Genomic DNA, 17,375 nt, shown 5'->3' on the forward strand with positions numbered 1-17,375 from the left:
CGGGAGGCGGGCCGCTCGGGGAAGACGGTCCGAGGGGATTGACCCTGGGAGCTCGGGGCTCCGGGTCAGCCAAGGGGAGGACGGGTCCCGGCGCCGCAAGGCGCCGGGACCTTCCCGTAAGAGCCGCGAGGCCCGCAATACGTGTACGAAAGCCATTCCGCCCAGCCTGGCACGCACGCCGAGCGGAAGCGTCCCGTTCGGCCAGATTCCCCGGGCGAAGACCGGGGACGGCACGCGGAACCGGACACCCGGCACCGGACAGCGGACAGCCGGCCCGGGAGCGGCCGCCGAGCGGCCCGTGGAACGGCTCCGGGACCGCCCGGAAACGCCCGGGAACGCCCGGGGGGCGTCAGCGCTTGGCGACGAACACGTGCGAGGCGACCTCGGCGTCCAGCTCCGCGGCCTCGCCACCGCTGCCGACCAGCACACCGCCGGGCGACTCCGTCACGCTCACCACGGCGCCGGGCTGCACGCCCGCCCGCCGCAGGGTGTACATCAGCTGCGCGTCCGTCTGGATCGGCTCGCCGATCCGGCGCACCACGACCGTCTTGCCCTCGGTCCCGGGGTCCAGCTCCGACAGGCTCACCATGCTGTCGTCCAGGAACGGGTCCGCCTCGGCCTTCTCGCCGAGCTCCTCCAGACCCGGGATCGGGTTGCCGTAGGGAGACTCGGTCGGGTGGCGGAGCAGCTCCAGCACGCGCCGCTCCACCGCCTCGCTCATCACGTGCTCCCAGCGGCACGCCTCGGCGTGGACCTGCTCCCACTCCAGGCCGATGACGTCGACGAGCAGACACTCGGCCAGCCGGTGCTTGCGCATCACGCGGGTCGCCAGCCGGCGGCCCTCCTCGGTCAGCTCCAGGTGCCGGTCGCTGGCGACGGCCACGAGACCGTCCCGCTCCATCCGCGCCACCGTCTGGCTGACCGTCGGACCGCTCTGGTCGAGCCGTTCGGCGATCCGGGCGCGCATGGGGACCACGCCTTCCTCTTCCAGCTCGAGGATGGTGCGGAGATACATCTCCGTGGTATCGATCAGTCCGGACATACGTGCCCCTCAGTAGCGTGCGCTGGCCCTGGCACCAATTCTGACGCATCGGGCCGACAACCGTCCCGCGCCGACGGCAGCGCGCAGCGGAGTGCCTCCACAGCGCCGGGTTGACCCGCGTATTGACAGGCCGCTGGTCCAGACCGCACCGTGATCGGCGACACGGACGCACCCCACCCCGGAAGGGTCCTCGGCGCATGAGCGAGAGCAAGCTGGCCGGTCAGTTCTTCGACGCCGCGATCGGCCTCCTCCAGCGGGTCCGCGACGAGGAGTCCGCGCACATCGCAGCGGCAGGAACGCTGATCGCCGAAGCCGTCGCGGGCGGCAACCGGCTCTTCGCCTTCGGTGCGGGCCACTCGTCGCTGCCCGCCCAGGACGTGGTCTACCGGGCCGGCGGCCTCGCCCTGATGAACTTCCTCGCCGTACCCGGCACCGCCGGCGTCGACGTCATGCCGGCCACGCTCGGCAGCGCCCTCGAACGCGTCGACGGGCTGGCCGGAGCCGTGCTCGACAGCAGCCCGGCCCGCGACGGCGACGTCCTCGTGATCATCTCGCTCTCCGGCCGCAACGCGCTGCCCGTGGAGATGGCGATGAACGCCCGCGCCCTCGGCCTCAAGGTCGTCGGCGTCACCTCCGTCGCCTACGCCACCGGCACCAAGTCCCGGCACGCCTCCGGCACCTTCCTCAAGGACCACTGCGACGTCGTCCTCGACAGCAAGATCGCCGTCGGGGACGCGGAGCTGAGCCTCGACGGGATCGACGCGCCGTTCGCCCCCGCCTCCACCGTCGTGACCAGCGCGATCATGCAGGCGGTGATGGCCGCCGCCGCCGAGCAGCTCGTCGCCCTCGGTGTCGAGCCGCCGCTGCTGCGCTCGGGCAACGTCGACGGCGGCCACGAATGGAACGGCCGCGTCATGGCGGAGTACGGCGACCGCATCTTCTTCCGCCACTGAGGCCGCCCCCGGGCCCGCCCGCGCTCACGCGCCCAGGGCCCGGGACAGGTCCACGTCCGCGGCCACCCGCGCCGCGACCTCCTCCGCGTACACCGCGTCCGGCCGCTCGAAGGCCGGGCGCGCCGCGGACCGCAGGAACGTCAGCACGCCCAGGCTGCGGCCACGGCTGCGCAGCACCGTGCACAGCCCGTGGACCACCCCCTCCGGCCAGTCCTCCGGGAGCCGCGCCGGGCTGCTGATCCGCACCGAACCGAGCCGGTGCAGCGCCTGGACCGCCGGATGCCACGGCTCGTACCGGACCGGCAGCGCCCCGGGCGCGGCCTCCTGCGGCGGCGAGACCGACGCACGCACCATCCGGTCCTGCGCCTCTCCCTCGCCGTCCCCCTCCGGCACGACCAGGTCGACCAGCGCGTAGTCGGCGAAGCCCGCCAGCGCGAAGTCCAGCCGCACCCCCGCCGCCTCGGCCGGCGTCTCGCACTCGGCCGCCGCCCGCGCCGCCCGGTGCATCTGGTTCGTACGGAACCTCAGCTGCGCGGTGTCCAGCTCCGCCTGCCGGGCCTCGGTGACGTCCTGGAACAGCCACCCCACCCCCAGCGGGACCGGCTCCTCCGCCAGCGGCGACGCCAGCCGCAGGAACCCGCACCGCCAGCAGCGCCGCCGCAGCCCCTCGCCCGTCCGCACCGACACCCACAGCTCCACGGGAGCCGGCGGAGCACCCTCCGCCAGCACGTGCTGCAGCGCCCCCTCCAGCTCCTCCACGCCCTGCACCAGCAGATCGCCCAGCGGACGCCCCAGCAGCGCCGCGCGCCCCGCCCCGAAGGCCCGCGCCGCATGGGCGTTCACCACCGCGGGCCGCAGGTCCACGTCGACGAGCACCACGCCCCAGGAGGCGTCGTCGAGCAGCGCCTCGCTGAGTGCGATCGACCGCTCCAGGTCGATCTGCGTATGGACCTCGCTGAACGCGCAGTACACCCCCGCCGGCTTGCCGCCCGCCCCCGGGACCCGCGCCGACTGGGTCCGCACCAGCACCCGCCCGCCGTCCTTGGTGAGCAGCGCGAACTCGTGCACCTGCCGCCCCGGCACGTCCTGCGCCGCCATCAGCCGCCGCGCCACGTCCTCGGCGTCCGCGGGTCTGGCCGCCCACCCGGCGAACCCCCGCCGCCCGACGGCCTCGGCCGCCGACCACCCGAGGATCCGCTCGGCCTCGCGGTTCCAGTGGGTGACCACCCCGTCGGCATCGAACGCGCACAGCGCGGCGTCCATGCCGTCCAGCAGCGCGGCCAGCAGATCGTCGGTGGTCTCACTACGCCCGGAAGCACTCACCTGGCACCCCCCGCAGGTGTTCGCGTGTGCGGCACGTCAGATCATTCAACTCCAACGTGACGCAGCCCACACCGCGTTCCCGGAAAACGCCCGGTCCTATTACTCGGTTGCCCGGCCGAAGCATTCGTTCGAGTGATATCGAAAGCGGTCGCCCCCCGGCGTCACGCCGTTCCCGCAGCCGCGGCGACGGGAACGGCAGAGACCGGGAGCGGTGACGCTTCCACCGCGTGGGCGGGGACACGGGTGGGGCGGATCTCCGTGCGAGCGAGCGGACAGCACCGGCTCACGACGGCAGCCAACCGCCTCGACGTCTCGTACAAGCACCTTGAGCTGCTGCAACGCGGCGATGGGCATGCGTACGAGATCGTCCCGGAAAAAACCGGTTGAGGACGCCCGGAGCGGCTCCTAGAGTGGCGGCACGCTCAGAAAGGAGGTGGTCTGAAGTGTTCTCCACTCGGACTAGCGAGGTGACTGCGGGCTGACGCCCGTCGTCAACGCACCCAGTGCTGTGCCGGCGGGATAGTCGGCCAAACCCAAGCAGTCACCCGACCCGCGGGCTCGCCGGTACGTCCGGCCGGCTCCTCTCACTGCAGGAGAGGACCCGAGCCCGCGGGTCGTCTGCGTGTGCGCGGTCCTACGGGCCGCTACGGGCAGAGGCGCTCCACGCGCCACGCCCCGGCCGCCCCCGCCGCTGCGGTGTCGCGGACGAAGCGCAGGCGGTCGTGGAGGCGGTTCGCGTGGCCCTGCCAGAACTCCACCGTCTCGGGGACGACCCGGTAGCCGCCCCATTCCGTCGGGACCGGGACCTGCTCGCCCTCCGGGTAGCGGGCGGCCAGCTCCGCGTAGCGCCGGTCGAGGTCCGCGCGGGAGGCGATCACCGAGGACTGGTCGCTGGCCCAGGCGCCCAGCTGGGAGCCGTGGGGGCGGGAGCGGAAGTAGGCGGCGGTCTCGTCGCGGCCGGTGCGGACGGCGGCGCCGGTGACCACGACCTGGCGGGCGATGGGGTGCCAGGGGAAGAGCAGGGAGACGTACGGGTTCTGCGCGATCTCGCGGCCCTTGCGGGAGCCGTAGTTCGTGAAGAAGACGAAGCCGCGCGCGTCGAACTGCTTGAGCAGCACCGTGCGGGAGCTGGGGCGGCCGTCGGGGGTGGCCGTGGAGACGATCATCGCGTTGGGTTCGAAGACGTTCGCGTCCGCGGCCTGCTGGAACCACCGGGCGAACTGGTCCATGGGATCGGCGGCGAGGCTGTCCTCGGCCACGATCTCGGAACGGTACTGCTTGCGCATGACAGCGGGGTCAAGATCCTGGTTCGGCACAGCGCCATCCTGCCGCAGCGGTCGTGTCCTACCCCGCGCAGGGGCGGCTCAAGCGTCCCGGGCCCGGGGGGCGGGTGTGCCGGACGTCACGCTTCCCCGGGTCGGCCTGAACCGACAAAATCTTGAGGCTGGGCCGCGGTGGCCATCGTATTTCGCGTCCGCACGGGGCATGACCGGAGTGACCCCGCCCGGCCAGGCCGAACAGCCACGCGCGTGGCAGCGTACAAAGATGTACGTACCCGCCCATCCTGACGCATGGTCATAGCCCTACCTCACACGAGATTGAGGAGCCGCCTCATGTCCGACTTCGTACCCGGGCTCGAAGGAGTCGTCGCGTTCGAGACGGAGATCGCCGAGCCGGACAAGGAAGGCGGCTCGCTGCGCTACCGCGGCGTCGACATCGAAGACCTGGTCGGTCACGTGTCCTTCGGGAACGTGTGGGGCCTGCTGGTCGACGGTGCGTTCAACCCCGGCCTGCCGCCCGCCGAGCCGTTCCCCATCCCCGTGCACTCCGGGGACATCCGCGTCGACGTGCAGTCCGCACTGGCGATGCTCGCCCCGGTGTGGGGCCTGAAACCGCTGCTCGACATCGACGAGCAGACCGCCCGCGACGACCTGGCGCGCGCCGCGGTCATGGCGCTGTCGTACGTCGCGCAGTCCGCGCGCGGGCAGGGCCTGCCCATGGTGCCGCAGAAGGAGATCGACAAGGCCGAGTCGGTCGTCGAGCGGTTCATGATCCGCTGGCGGGGCGAGCCCGACCCCCGGCACGTCAAGGCCGTCGACGCGTACTGGACCTCGGCCGCCGAGCACGGCATGAACGCCTCCACCTTCACCGCCCGGGTGATCGCCTCCACCGGCGCGGACGTGGCCGCGGCCCTCTCGGGCGCGGTCGGCGCGATGTCGGGCCCGCTGCACGGCGGTGCGCCGTCGCGCGTCCTCGGCATGATCGAGGAGATCGAGCGCACCGGCGACGCGGTGGCGTACGTGAAGAAGGCCCTCGACAAGGGCGAGCGGCTGATGGGCTTCGGGCACCGCGTGTACCGCGCCGAGGACCCGCGCGCCCGCGTGCTGCGCCGTACGGCGAAGGAGCTCGCCGCGCCCCGCTTCGAGGTCGCGGAGGCGCTGGAGAAGGCCGCGCTGGAGGAGCTGCACGCCCGCCGCCCCGACCGGGTGCTGGCCACGAACGTCGAGTTCTGGGCGGCGATCATGCTGGACTTCGCGGAGGTCCCGGCGCACATGTTCACCTCGATGTTCACCTGTGCCCGTACGGCCGGCTGGTCGGCGCACATCCTCGAGCAGAAGCGCACCGGGCGCCTGGTCCGGCCCTCGGCCCGCTACGTGGGTCCGGCCGCCCGCAGCCCGCGCGAGATCGAGGGCTACGACGACCACCACATGACCAGGAACTGACGAAGCACCGACGGCACCGCCGACGGGGCGCGCCCCGGGCGGTGAGTGGTCCCGCGAGCGCGCCGTACCCCGGGGGGTGCGGCGCGCTCTGCCGTTCGCGGCTCCTGCCGTCAGCGGGCTTCCTGCGGGCCGTCGAGTGCCGCGCCGAGCAGGTGCGACCACTGGGCGACGACGCGGGCGCGGCGTGCGGTGTCGTCGGTGAGGACGTTCGCCAGGCCCAGGCCGCGGGCCATGTCCAGGAGGCCCTGGACGGTCTCGCGGACGCCGGGTACGGACTCGTCGGCGCCCAGGAGCTCGACGGCCATGCGGTGGGTTTCGCGGCCGACCCGGGCCTCCAGCTCGGTGACGCGGGGGCGCAGCTGTTCCTCGTTGGACGCGGCGACCCACAGCTGGAGCGCGGCCCGGAAGAGGGTGCCGGTGTAGAGGTCGACGAGGGCCTCGACGGCGGCCGCGCGGGCGGCCGGGCCTTCGGGGAACAGCCCGCGCAGCGCGGCGGAGCGTTCCTCGGCGACGTACTCGACGGCGGCGGTGAAGAGGTCCTCGCGGGTGGGGAAGTGGTGCTGGGCGGCGCCGCGGGAGACGCCGGCGCGTTCGGCGACGACGGAGACGGTGGAGCCGGCCCAGCCGTGCTCGGCGAGGCAGGACACGGCGGCCTCCAGCAGCCGCTGCCGGGTGGCGCGGCTGCGGTCCTGCTTCGGTTCCTTCGGGACGGTCACGACACCCACGACGGATCCCGGCGCTCGAAGCGGGCCGTGATGCCCTCGCGGGCCTCGGCGGAGGCGAAGAGGGCGGCGGAGAGGGCGGTCAGGCGCTCGCCGTCCCGGTCGAGGGCGGCGCGTATCCCGGCGGTGACCAGGCGCTTGGATTCCGCGAGGCCCTGCGGGGAGGCTGCGCGCAGGCCGTCGAGTACGGGGGCCAGGGCTTCGTCGACGTCCGGGGCGTCGAGGGTGAGCAGGCCGATGCGGGTGGCTTCGGCGGCGTCGAAGCGCTCGGCGGTGAGGAAGTAGCGGGCGGCGGCCCGCGGGTCGAGGCGCGGCAGGAGCGGCATCGAGATGACGGCCGGTGCCAGCCCCAGGTGGGATTCGGTGAAGGCGTACGAGGACCGGGGCCCGGCGGCGGCGATGTCGCAGGCTCCGAGCAGGCCGAGGCCGCCGGCCCGGACGTGGCCGGTGACGCGGGCGACGACGGGCTTGGAGAGTTCGGCGATCTCCCGCAGCAGGGCGAGGAAGTCCGCGGGGTCGCAGGGGGACTTCAGGTCGGCGCCTGCGCAGAAGGTGCCGCCGGTGTGGGTCAGGACGAGTGCGCGGACCGCCGGGTCCGCGCCCGCCGCGGCGAGGGCCGCGCGCAGCTCGCCGACGAGGTCCGCGGAGAGTGCGTTGCGGTTCGCGGGCGAGTCGAGCGTGAGGGTGGTGATGCCGTGCGCGTGCGCGGCTTTCACGGCGTGGGTGGCGGGGTCCACGGCGGCTCCTTCGATGGTGGTCCGGCGCGGCCGGGCGGCGTCCCGGGTACGGGCGGTTGCCGCCCGGCCGGCGGCTGTCGGGCGCGGGCTAGTACGACTTGGGGAGGCCCAGGGTCTGGTGCGAGACGAAGTTGAGGATCATCTCGCGGCTGACCGGGGCGATCCTGGCCACCCTGGAGGCCGTGATCAGGGACGCCAGCCCGTACTCGCGGGTGAGGCCGTTGCCGCCGAGCGTGTGGACCGACTGGTCCACCGCCTTGACGCAGGCCTCGGCGGCAGCGTACTTGGCCATGTTGGCGGCCTCGCCCGCGCCCATGTCGTCGCCGCTGTCGTAGAGGTGGGCGGCCTTCTGCATCATCAGACGGGCGAGTTCGAGGTCGATGTGGGCCTGCGCCAGGGGGTGGGCGACGGCCTGGTGGGCGCCGATGGGTTCCTTCCACACCTGGCGGGTCCTGGCGTAGTCGACGGCGCGGGCGAGCGCGTGGCGGCCCATGCCGATGGCGAAGGCGGCGGTCATGATGCGTTCGGGGTTGAGCCCGGCGAAGAGCTGGAGCAGACCGGCGTCTTCGTGACCGACGAGGGCGTCGGCGGGGAGGCGTACGTCGTCGAGTACGAGCTCGAACTGCTTCTCCGCGGCCTGGAGCTCCATGTCGATCACGGAGCGGGAGAAGCCGGGGGTGTCCCGGGGGACGATGAACAGGCAGGGCTTGAGGCTGCCGGTGCGGGCGTCTTCGGTGCGGCCGACGATGAGGGTGGCGTCGGCGATGTCGACTCCGGAGATGAAGACCTTGCGGCCGCTGAGGACCCAGCCGTCGCCGTCCCTGCGGGCGGTGGTGGTGATGCGGTGGGAGTTCGAGCCGGCGTCGGGTTCGGTGATGCCGAAGGCCATGGTCTTGCTGCCGTCGGCGAGGCCGGGCAGCCATGCCTGCTTCTGGCCGTCGGTGCCGAAGCGGGCGATCACCGTGCCGCAGATGGCGGGTGAGACGACCATCATGAGGAGGGGACAGCCGGCCGCGCCCAGTTCTTCGAGGACGAGGGAGAGTTCGGCGATGCCGCCGCCTCCGCCGCCGTACTCCTCGGGGAGGTTGACGCCGAGGTAGCCGAGTTTGGCGGCTTCGGCCCACAGCTCCTCGGGGTGGCGGCCTTCGCGGGCGACCCGGGCGAGGTAGTCGCGTCCGTAGCGCTGCCCGAGGGCGGCGACGGCGGCGCGCAGTGCCCTGTGCTCTTCGGTTTCGATGACGGCGGTGGTGCCGGTGGCGGGTCGCGGGGCGGAGCTCATGGTTGCGGTTCCTCCTGGACGACGGCGAGCAGGGCACCGACCTCGACCTGGCGGCCGGGGGCGGCGTGGAGCGCGGTGAGCGTGCCGGAGGCGGGCGAGAGGATGCGGTGTTCCATCTTCATCGCCTCCAGCCAGAGCAGGGGCTGGCCGGCGGTGACGGCCGTGCCGGGGGCGAGGCCCTCGGCGACGCGGACGACGGTGCCGGGCATGGGGGCGAGCAGGGAGCCGGGTTCGGTACGGGCCTGGGGGTCGGTGAACCGGGGCAGGAGGGTCAGGGTGTGGGATCCGAGCGCCGAATCGACGTACACCTCAGGGCTGTTCGAATTTTGTTTCACGTGGAACACCCGCTGTACGCCGTCGTTTTCGAGGACGACGCGGTCCGGGGCGGCGCTGACCACCCGTACCCCGGGGTACTCGTCGGCGGCTGCGATCTCCGGGCCGCGCGGGGTGGCCCGGTAGCGGACTTCGCAGGTGTGTCCGTCGGCGTCGTAGCGGCGGGTCTGCGGCTGGGAGGGTACGTTGCGCCAGCCGCCGAGCCGGGCGGCGAGCGGGCCGCCGGGGGCCGGAACGGCCTGGGCGAGGGCCGCGGCCAGCGCGGCGTGCGAGACGTGGGCGGCCGGCGAGGCGTCCGCGGGCGGCCCGGTGAGCGTGTCCAGGTGGCGGTCGTAGAAACCGGTGTCGAGCCGGGTGGCGGCGAACTCCGGGTGGCGCAGGGAGCGTACGAGCAGCTCGCGGTTGGTGGTGAGGCCGTGGATCCGGGCCCGTGAGAGGGCGTGGGCAAGGGCGCGGACGGCTTCGGCGCGGGTCGGGGCGTGGGCGATGACCTTGGCGAGCATCGGGTCGTAGTGCACGCCGATGCGGTCGCCTTCGGTGAAGCCGGTGTCCACCCGCACCCCGTTCGGGACGGCGAAGGTGTGCAGGGTGCCGGTCTGCGGACGCCAGTCCTGGGCGGGGTCCTCCGCGTACAGGCGGGCCTCGACGGCGTGCCCGGCGGGCTGCGGCGGCTCCACGGGCAGCGCCGCGCCCTCCGCGATGCGCAGCTGGTGGGCGACGAGGTCGATGCCGAACACGGCTTCGGTGACGGGGTGTTCCACCTGGAGGCGGGTGTTCATCTCCAGGAAGTACGGGCGGCCGGCGGCGGTGACGAGGAACTCGACGGTGCCCGCGCCCTGGTAGGACACGGCCCGCGCGGCCGCGACGGCGGCGTCGTGCAGCGCCGTGCGCAGGGCGGTGGGCAGGCCGGGGGCGGGGGCTTCCTCGATGACCTTCTGGTGGCGGCGCTGGAGTGAGCAGTCGCGGGTGCCGAGCGCCCAGACGGTGCCGTGGGCGTCCGCGAGGACCTGGACTTCCACGTGCCGGCCGCGTTCGACGTACGGCTCGGCGAACACTTCGCCGTCGCCGAAGGCGGACCGGGCTTCGGCGGCCGCGGCGTCGAGTTCGGTCTTGAGCTGGTCGAGCGCGCGGACCACGCGCATCCCGCGGCCGCCGCCGCCCGCGGCGGCCTTCAGCAGCAGCGGGAGGTCGGCGGCGGTGGCCGCGGCGGTGTCGACCGGTTCGAGCAGCGGCACCCCGGCGGACCGCATGAGTTCCTTGGCCCGGGTCTTGGAGGCCATTGCCTCGATGGCCTCGGGGGGCGGGCCGATCCAGCGCAGCCCGGCGTCGAGGACGGCGCGGGCGAACGCGGCGTTCTCGGAGAGGAAGCCGTAGCCGGGGTGCACGGCGTCGGCGCCGGCCGCGAGGGCGGCCTTCACGACGAGGTCGGCGCGCAGGTACGTGTCGGCGGGGGCCGCGCCGGGGAGCCGTACGGCGGCGTCCGCCTCGCGGACGTGGAGGGCGTCGGCGTCCGGGTCGGCGTACACGGCGACGGTGTCGATGCCGAGGGCGCGGGCGGTGCGGAAGATCCGCACGGCGATCTCGCCGCGGTTGGCGACGAGCAGCGAGGTGATCGAGGTGGGGGTCATGTGGGGGCTCACATCCGGAAGACGCCGAAGCCGCCGCGGGCGCCCTCGACGGGGGCGTTGTGGACGGCCGACAGGCACAGGCCGAGGACCGTACGGGTGTCGCGGGGGTCGATGACCCCGTCGTCGTACAACCGCCCGGACAGGAACATGGGCAGGGATTCGGCCTCGATCTGCGCTTCCACGAAGGCGCGCATGCCGGCGTCGGCCTCGTCGTCGTACGGGCGGCCCTTGGCCTCCGCGGAGGCGCGGGCGACGATCGACAGGACCCCGGCGAGCTGCTGGGGGCCCATGACGGCCGACTTGGCGCTGGGCCACGCGAACAGGAACCGCGGGTCGTAGGCCCGGCCGCACATGCCGTAGTGCCCGGCGCCGTAGGACGCGCCGATCAGGACGGACAGGTGCGGGACCTTCGAGTTCGACACGGCGTTGATCATCATCGAGCCGTGCTTGATGATGCCGCCCTGCTCGTACTCCTTGCCGACCATGTAGCCGGTGGTGTTGTGGAGGAAGAGCAGCGGGATGTCGCGCTGGTTGGCGAGCTGGATGAACTGGGCGGCCTTCTGCGACTCGGCGCTGAACAGCACGCCCTGCGCGTTGGCGAGGATGCCGACGGGGTAGCCGTGCAGGGTCGCCCATCCGGTGGCCAGGCTCGGCCCGTAGAGCGGCTTGAACTCGTCGAAGTCCGAGCCGTCGACGATGCGGGCGATGACCTCGCGCGGGTCGAACGGCGTCTTCAGGTCGCCGGGCACGATGCCGAGGAGCTCCTCGGGGTCGTGGACGGGCTCCTGTGCGGGCCGCGGTTCGGGGTGCGCCGGGCGGTGGTTGAGGCGGGCCACGACCCGCCGGGCCTGCCGAATCGCGTCCTCCTCGTCGACGGCGAGGTAGTCGGCCAGCCCTGAGGTACGGGCGTGCATGTCGGCGCCGCCGAGCGACTCGTCGTCGCTCTCTTCGCCGGTGGCCATCTTGACCAGGGGCGGGCCGCCGAGGAAGACCTTGGAACGCTCCTTGACCATGATCGTGTGGTCGGACATGCCGGGGATGTACGCGCCGCCGGCCGTGGAGTTGCCGAACACGACGGCGATGGTGGGGATCCCGGCCGCGGACAGCCGGGTGAGGTCCCGGAAGATCGCCCCGCCGGGTATGAAGATCTCCTTCTGGGACGGCAGGTCGGCGCCGCCGGACTCGACGAGGCTGATGCAGGGCAGCCGGTTCGCGAAGGCGATCTCGTTGGCCCGCAGGGCCTTCTTGAGCGTCCACGGGTTGGAGGCCCCGCCGCGGACCGTGGGGTCGTTGGCGGTGATCAGGCAGGTGGTGCCTTCGACGACGCCGATCCCGGTGACCGTGGACGCCCCGACGGGGTAGTCGCTCCCCCAGGCGGCGAGCGGCGACAGCTCCAGGAACGGCGTGTCCGGGTCGAGGAGCAGCTCGATGCGCTCCCGGGCCAGCAGCTTGCCGCGCTGCCGGTGCCGCTCGGTGTACTTCGCGCCGCCGCCCTCGAGGGCCTTGGCGTGTTCGGAGTCGAGGGCGGCGAGGCGCTCCAGGGCAGTGGCCCGGTGGGCGCCGTACTCGGGATCGTGGACGTCGATACGGGTGCCGAGCCGGGTCACCGGCTCACCTCCGGGGGCAGTAGGTGGACGGGAACGTCGACGTGGCGGGCGCGGAGCCACTCGCCGAGGGCCTTGGCCTGGGGGTCGAAGCGGTGCTGGGCGGCGACGCCCGCCCCGAGCAGGCCGCGGATCTCGAAGTTCAGGGCGCGGAGGTTGGGCAGCCGGTGGCGTACGACGTCCAGGGGGCCGGTCTCGGGCAGCAGGGCCTTCAGCGCATCGACCGTGAGGGTCTCGTCCAGCCAGGCCCAGACGGCTTCGCTCTCCGCCCAGACCCCGAGATTGGCGTCGCCGCCCTTGTCCCCGCTGCGGGCGCCGACGATCCGGCCGAGGGGAATGCGGCGGGTGCCGGCGGGGCGGGGAGCGGGGGGCGCGGTGGCGGCTTCGGCAACGGGGAGGGGGGCGGGGACCGCGGTGACGGCTGCCGCTGGGGTGAAGGGGGCGGCTGGGGTGACGGCGGCTGGGGTGACGGCGGCGGTGACGGCTGCGGGCGGGATCGGGATGCGCTCGCCCGACGCGAGGACCGCCGTGTGCGGCACGGTCGCCGCCGGGACGTACTCCGCCGTGAAGACCCCGTACGGCTGGGCCGGTCCCGGTGCGGCCGTGACGTGAAAGCCCGGGTAGCTGCCCAGCGCCAGTTCGATGCCCGCCGACGAGAACGCCCGGCCCACCGCGTCCGCCGACGGGTCCCTGACCACGAGCCGCAGCAGCGCGCTCGCCGTCTCCTCCGTCTCCGCATCCTCGTGGTCCGTACGGGCCAGCGTCCACACCGCGTCGGAGACCCCGGCCAGGGTCTCGCATAGCTGGGCGCGCACCAGCGCCGCCTTCTCCTCCACGTCCAGACCCGTCAGCACGAACACCGTCTCGTTGCGCCAGCCGCCGATCCGGGTGACGCCCACCTTCAGCGTGTCCGGCGGTGCTTCCCCGCGGACCCCGGAGATCCGTACCCGGTCCGGGCCCTCCTGCGCCAGGTGCACGGTGTCCAGCCGGGCCGTGACGTCCGGACCCGCGTACCGCGCGCCCTGCGTCTCGTACAGGAGCTGCGCCGTGACCGTACCGGCCGTGACGGCGCCGCCCGTGCCCTCGTGCTTGGTGATGACGGCGGAACCGTCGGCCGCGATCTCCGCCAGCGGGAAGCCGGGGCGGCGGACGTCGTGGCGGCCGAAGAAGGCGTAGTTGCCGCCGGTGGCCTGCGTCCCGCACTCCAGGACATGACCCGCCACCACCGCCCCCGCGAGGGCATCGCGGTACTTGTGGGATTCGGGGGACTCGAGGGACCCAGGGGGTTCGGGCGCCCAGTCGAACCACCAGGCCGCCGCCCCGCTGACCAGGGCCGCGTCCGTGACCCGGCCGGTGACGACCACGTCCGCACCGGCCCGCAGGCACGCGGTGATCCCGCCGCCGCCGAGGTAGGCATTGGCGGTCAGGGCGCCGTCCCGCGGCAGCAGGTCGTCGCCCTCGACGTGGGCGACCGACACCGGTACGCCGGTCTTCGCGGCCAGCGCGCGGACGGCCTCCGCGAGCCCGGCGGGGTTCAGCCCGCCGGCGTTCGCGACGATCCGTACGCCCCGCTCGTGCGCGAGCCCGAGGCCCTCCTCCAGCTGGCGCAGGAACGTCTTGGCGTACCCGAGGTCCGGGTTCTTCAGCCGGTCGCGGCCGAGGATCAGCATGGTCAGCTCGGCGAGGTAGTCGCCGGTCAGCACGTCGAGCGGGCCGCCCGTCAGCATCTCCCGCACCGCCGCGAACCGGTCGCCGTAGAAGCCGGAGGCGTTGCCGATCCGCAGGGGCCTGCGGCCCGGCCCGGCGGGGGATTCCACGCGGGTCACCCCCGGCCCCCGGACGTGCCGGGCTCCGCAGGGGTCCCGGGCTCGCGGCCGGGGCCGGGCGGGCCGGCGAAGGCCTGCGCGATGTCCAGCCAGCGGTCGGCGTCCGGCCCCTCCGCCCGCACCGCGAGGTCCGCCCGGTGGGCCCGCTGGGTGACCAGGAGACAGAAGTCGAGCGCGGGCCCGGTGACCCGCTGCGCGGCGTCCGGCGGCCCGAACGTCCACACCTCCGGCGCACCGGCCACCGCCGCTGCTGCTCCCGTTGCGGCCGAGGGACCGTCCGCCGAGGGACCGTCCGCCGAGGAACCGTCCGGGGCGGGAACGTCCGGGGCGGGAACGTCCGGGGCGGTCAGTTCGACCCGGAACTCCCCCTCCGGCACGGGCAGCCCCCTGACCGCGTACGCGTAGTCGCGGGCCCGTACGCCGATGCGCGCGACGTGCCGCAGCCGCGCGGTCGGGACCCGCTTCACCCCGAGTGCGTCGGCGATGTCCTGCCCGTGCGCCCAGGTCTCCATCAGGCGGGCGCTGGCCATCGAAGCGGCCTTCATCGGCGGCCCGTACCAGGGGAAACGCGCGTCCTTGGGGGCGGCGGCGAGGGCCTCGTCGAGGGCTGCCCGGCCGGCCCGCCAGCGGGCGAGGAGTTCGGCGGGCGGCAGGACGGCCCCGTCGTCGGCGCCCTCGTCGACGAAGCGGTCGGGGGCCGCCAAGGCCTCCCGGGCCAGTGCGGCGAAACGCTCCGGCGCGGTGAGCGAGAGCAGCGCCGCCTGGTCGGTCCAGGCCAGATGGGCGATCTGGTGGGCGACGGTCCAGCCGGGCGCGGGCGTCTCTCGCCGCCACCCTTCCCCCGTCAACTCACCGACCATCAGGTCGACTTCGCGCCCCTCGTCGCGCAGGTCCGCGTACACGGGCAACAGCGGTTGGAGAGAACCCTCGACGGACGACGACGGATCGGACACGCGCACTCCCCTCGACAGGATGTGAGGGGAAGAGTGGCAGCGCACGAAAAAACAATCAAGCATGCTTGCATGATTTTTGCGACGGGTCCGAATCCCACCGCCACCCGTCCGGAAGTCGTTCCGGAGCCAACGGAGTTGGATGCGAGGCCCTGCCCCTTCCGGCCGACCGATGTGATTCGGCCAGCACCCCCACTTTTGCCGGTGCACCCGCGAATCCGAATGGCCCATTCCGCCATGGCATATGCCACTGCATCATCGATTCACCAGAAGGGGCAATTCCGGTCAGATACCTGAAACTTGCGAAAGGTCACCCGATGTCTGCGCCCATACTGAAACCCGCTCCGGGCCCTGAGCGCACGTTCATGCAACTCGACGAAGAGGGATGAACTGACGTGACCGAAGCCGCAATTCCTCCGCGTTCCCCGCTGCCTCCGGTGACTCTCTACCCCGAACTGGACGAGGCGGCCCTCGCCGCCTTCGTCACCGCACTCGAGACCGGCGACACCACCGGCCTCGCCCCCGCACGAGCCGCAGAAGTCACCACGGCCCTGTCGTTCGTGCTGTTCAGCCGGGTCAAGATCCCCGGTGCCAACGGCGACCGCCTCGACGGCGCCCTGTGGCGCCACACCGGCACCGAGCCGCGCCCGGTCATCGTCATGCCCTCGCCCTGGGCGAACCCCGGCTGGCTCGTGTACGCGGTACAGGCCTCCCTCTTCGCCGCCCAGGGATACCACGTACTCGCCTACAGCGCCCGCGGCTTCGGCGCTTCCGAGGGAGAGGTGACCGTCGCCGGCCCGCTGGACGTCGAAGACGGCACCCGCGCGCTCGACTTCGTCACCGAGCGCGCGCAGGGGCCGATCACCAAGGTCGGCTTCCTCGGGGACTCGTACGGATCCGGCATCAGCCAGCTGGTCGCCGCCCACGACCCCCGCGTCGACGCCGTGGCCGCGCTCAGCAGCTGGGGCGACCTGGGCGAGGCGTTCTACGAGAACCGCACCCGGCACGTCGCCGCGGTCGAGGTCCTGCTCAAGGCCGCCGAGAAGGCGCGGCTCAGCGAGGAAACCCAGAGGATGTTCGACAACGTCCTCACCAACCGGAACATCACGGAAACGCTGATCTGGGCACAGCCCCGCTCCCCGTACACGTACCGCGAGGAGCTCATCCGGCGCGAGGTGCCGGTCTTCTACGCGCACGCCTGGCACGAGACGCTGTTCCCCTCCAACCAGACCCTGAAGATGTTCAACGAGCTGACCGGCCCCAAGCGGCTCGACTTCTCGATCGGCGACCACTCCGGCCCCGAGATGACCGGCATGTTCGGCCTGCCGAACCGGATCTGGACCGACGCCCACCGCTGGTTCAACCACCACCTCAAGGGCGCGGAGAACGGCATCGGCGACGAGGGCCGGCTGCTGAGCGAGATCATGTGGGGCAAGGCGCTGGAGCGCTGCTCGGACTGGGACAGCTTCACCGCGGAGCGGCAGCGGCTGCACCTCGTCGGCGGCCCCGAGGGCGGCGACGGCACGCTCGCCGAGAAGCCCGAGCACGGCTGGACCACCCGGGTCCTGACCGACGTCGACACCCCGGCCACCGTCGCGGACGCCGTGGTCACCGCCGGGTACGAGGAGATCGCCGGCCGGCCGAAGGTCTACCCGACGCCCGACATCGACCGTTCGGTCGCCGGAGTCTGGACCACCGCCCCGCTGGACGACACCCTGCGGCTGCGCGGCATCCCGCGCCTGCGCGTCACGTACACCGCCGGGACGGAAGGCTCCACCTTCGTCGCCTACCTGCTCGACGTGGACGGGGACGGCTCCGCCCACATCATCACGCACGCCCCGTACACCGACCTGGAGACGCCGTCCGGGACGCCGATCAGGGCCGACATCGAGCTCCAGGCCACCGGCTACGACGTACCGCCGGGGCACCGCGTGATGCTGGTGGTCGACACCCGGGACCCGTTCTACGGGGACGCCAACCTCCCCCGGGGCACGCTGGCCTTCACCTCGCCGGAGGGGGACCCGTCGTACCTGGACCTGCCGGTGGGGTGATGTGCGGGTGGTGAGCCGACCTGCGGGTGGTGAGCCGACCTGCGGGTGAGGAAGCTGACCTGCGGGTGAGAAACCTCGGTACGGCTGACGCCCCCGCCCCGGGGGGGGGGCGGGGGGGGGGGGGGGGGGGGGGGGGGGGGGGGGGGGGGGAAAAAGGGGGGGGGGGGGGGGGTGTCTCCCTTTTTTTCCCCCGTTCTTCCCCTT

Annotated in this window: 13 protein-coding genes; 3 read left to right on the forward strand and 10 right to left on the reverse strand. The window is 73.2% G+C overall.

Features of this window, described 5'->3' with window-relative positions; genetic code table 11:
• Window positions 1-349: 349 nt before the first annotated feature.
• Window positions 350-1,042, reverse strand: a complete 693-nt coding sequence (locus tag ACZ7H1_RS31995; protein WP_470791372.1) for a metal-dependent transcriptional regulator — start codon at window positions 1,040-1,042, stop codon at window positions 350-352.
• A 197-nt stretch (window positions 1,043-1,239) separates the two neighbouring features.
• On the opposite strand from ACZ7H1_RS31995, the gene ACZ7H1_RS32000 reads away from it, so the two are divergent.
• Window positions 1,240-1,995: an SIS domain-containing protein gene (locus tag ACZ7H1_RS32000; protein ID WP_470791373.1), complete on the forward strand. Its 756-nt coding sequence runs from the start codon at window positions 1,240-1,242 to the stop codon at window positions 1,993-1,995.
• A 24-nt stretch (window positions 1,996-2,019) separates the two neighbouring features.
• Here the strand turns inward: ACZ7H1_RS32000 and ACZ7H1_RS32005 are convergent, their stop codons facing one another.
• On the reverse strand, window positions 2,020-3,318 hold the full coding sequence (locus ACZ7H1_RS32005) for a PAS domain-containing protein (RefSeq protein ID WP_470791375.1): 1,299 nt from the start codon (window positions 3,316-3,318) through the stop codon (window positions 2,020-2,022).
• Window positions 3,319-3,962: 644 nt separating this feature from the next.
• Window positions 3,963-4,604, reverse strand: coding sequence for a pyridoxamine 5'-phosphate oxidase (gene pdxH / locus ACZ7H1_RS32010; protein ID WP_470791376.1), 642 nt, complete (start codon window positions 4,602-4,604; stop codon window positions 3,963-3,965).
• A gap of 327 nt (window positions 4,605-4,931) precedes the next feature.
• On the opposite strand from pdxH, the gene ACZ7H1_RS32015 reads away from it, so the two are divergent.
• The gene (locus tag ACZ7H1_RS32015; RefSeq protein WP_470791378.1) at window positions 4,932-6,041 is read left to right on the forward strand and encodes a citrate synthase 2; all 1,110 of its coding nucleotides are present in this window, start codon (window positions 4,932-4,934) and stop codon (window positions 6,039-6,041) included.
• A gap of 110 nt (window positions 6,042-6,151) precedes the next feature.
• On the opposite strand, the gene ACZ7H1_RS32020 is transcribed toward ACZ7H1_RS32015, so the two are convergent.
• The 7 genes from ACZ7H1_RS32020 to ACZ7H1_RS32050 all read right to left on the reverse strand — a co-directional run bounded on the left by ACZ7H1_RS32020 (window position 6,152) and on the right by ACZ7H1_RS32050 (window position 15,123).
• Window positions 6,152-6,766, reverse strand: coding sequence for a TetR/AcrR family transcriptional regulator (locus ACZ7H1_RS32020; protein ID WP_470791379.1), 615 nt, complete (start codon window positions 6,764-6,766; stop codon window positions 6,152-6,154).
• Entirely contained in the window at window positions 6,754-7,500 is a 747-nt protein-coding gene (locus ACZ7H1_RS32025; RefSeq protein WP_470791381.1) for an enoyl-CoA hydratase family protein, read from the reverse strand. The genes ACZ7H1_RS32020 and ACZ7H1_RS32025 overlap by 13 nt, the downstream gene beginning before the upstream one ends.
• An 88-nt stretch (window positions 7,501-7,588) precedes the next feature.
• Window positions 7,589-8,779 (reverse strand): acyl-CoA dehydrogenase family protein, encoded by a 1,191-nt coding sequence (locus tag ACZ7H1_RS32030; protein WP_470791382.1) that lies wholly within the window; start codon window positions 8,777-8,779, stop codon window positions 7,589-7,591.
• A complete protein-coding gene (locus ACZ7H1_RS32035) occupies window positions 8,776-10,740 on the reverse strand; it encodes an acetyl/propionyl/methylcrotonyl-CoA carboxylase subunit alpha (RefSeq protein WP_470791383.1) in 1,965 nt (654 codons plus the stop codon). The genes ACZ7H1_RS32030 and ACZ7H1_RS32035 overlap by 4 nt, the downstream gene beginning before the upstream one ends.
• An 8-nt stretch (window positions 10,741-10,748) precedes the next feature.
• Complete coding sequence (locus ACZ7H1_RS32040) at window positions 10,749-12,347, reverse strand: acyl-CoA carboxylase subunit beta (RefSeq protein ID WP_470791384.1); 1,599 nt, start codon at window positions 12,345-12,347, stop codon at window positions 10,749-10,751.
• Entirely contained in the window at window positions 12,344-14,071 is a 1,728-nt protein-coding gene (locus tag ACZ7H1_RS32045) for an acyclic terpene utilization AtuA family protein (RefSeq protein ID WP_470791408.1), read from the reverse strand. Before ACZ7H1_RS32045 ends, ACZ7H1_RS32040 begins: the two co-directional genes overlap by 4 nt.
• Before the next feature lie 95 nt (window positions 14,072-14,166).
• Window positions 14,167-15,123, reverse strand: coding sequence for a TIGR03084 family metal-binding protein (locus tag ACZ7H1_RS32050; protein WP_470791386.1), 957 nt, complete (start codon window positions 15,121-15,123; stop codon window positions 14,167-14,169).
• 434 nt (window positions 15,124-15,557) lie between these two features.
• Between ACZ7H1_RS32050 and ACZ7H1_RS32055 the strand changes: the two genes are divergently transcribed.
• Window positions 15,558-17,171 carry a CocE/NonD family hydrolase gene (locus tag ACZ7H1_RS32055; protein ID WP_470791388.1) on the forward strand — a complete coding sequence of 538 codons (1,614 nt, stop codon included), beginning with the start codon at window positions 15,558-15,560 and terminating at the stop codon, window positions 17,169-17,171.
• Window positions 17,172-17,375: the final 204 nt, after the last annotated feature.

The organism is Streptomyces sp. NPDC037401 (genome assembly GCF_055602345.1).

Coding starts and splice junctions, on each gene's coding strand:
- ACZ7H1_RS31995 (WP_470791372.1), bottom strand. CDS start 1,042: ATGTCCGGACTGATCGATACCACGGAGATGTATCTCCGCACCATCCTC.
- ACZ7H1_RS32000 (WP_470791373.1), top strand. CDS start 1,240: ATGAGCGAGAGCAAGCTGGCCGGTCAGTTCTTCGACGCCGCGATCGGC.
- pdxH (WP_470791376.1), bottom strand. CDS start 4,604: ATGCGCAAGCAGTACCGTTCCGAGATCGTGGCCGAGGACAGCCTCGCC.
- ACZ7H1_RS32015 (WP_470791378.1), top strand. CDS start 4,932: ATGTCCGACTTCGTACCCGGGCTCGAAGGAGTCGTCGCGTTCGAGACG.
- ACZ7H1_RS32030 (WP_470791382.1), bottom strand. CDS start 8,779: ATGAGCTCCGCCCCGCGACCCGCCACCGGCACCACCGCCGTCATCGAA.
- ACZ7H1_RS32035 (WP_470791383.1), bottom strand. CDS start 10,740: ATGACCCCCACCTCGATCACCTCGCTGCTCGTCGCCAACCGCGGCGAG.
- ACZ7H1_RS32045 (WP_470791408.1), bottom strand. CDS start 14,071: ATGCTGACGGGCGGCCCGCTCGACGTGCTGACCGGCGACTACCTCGCC.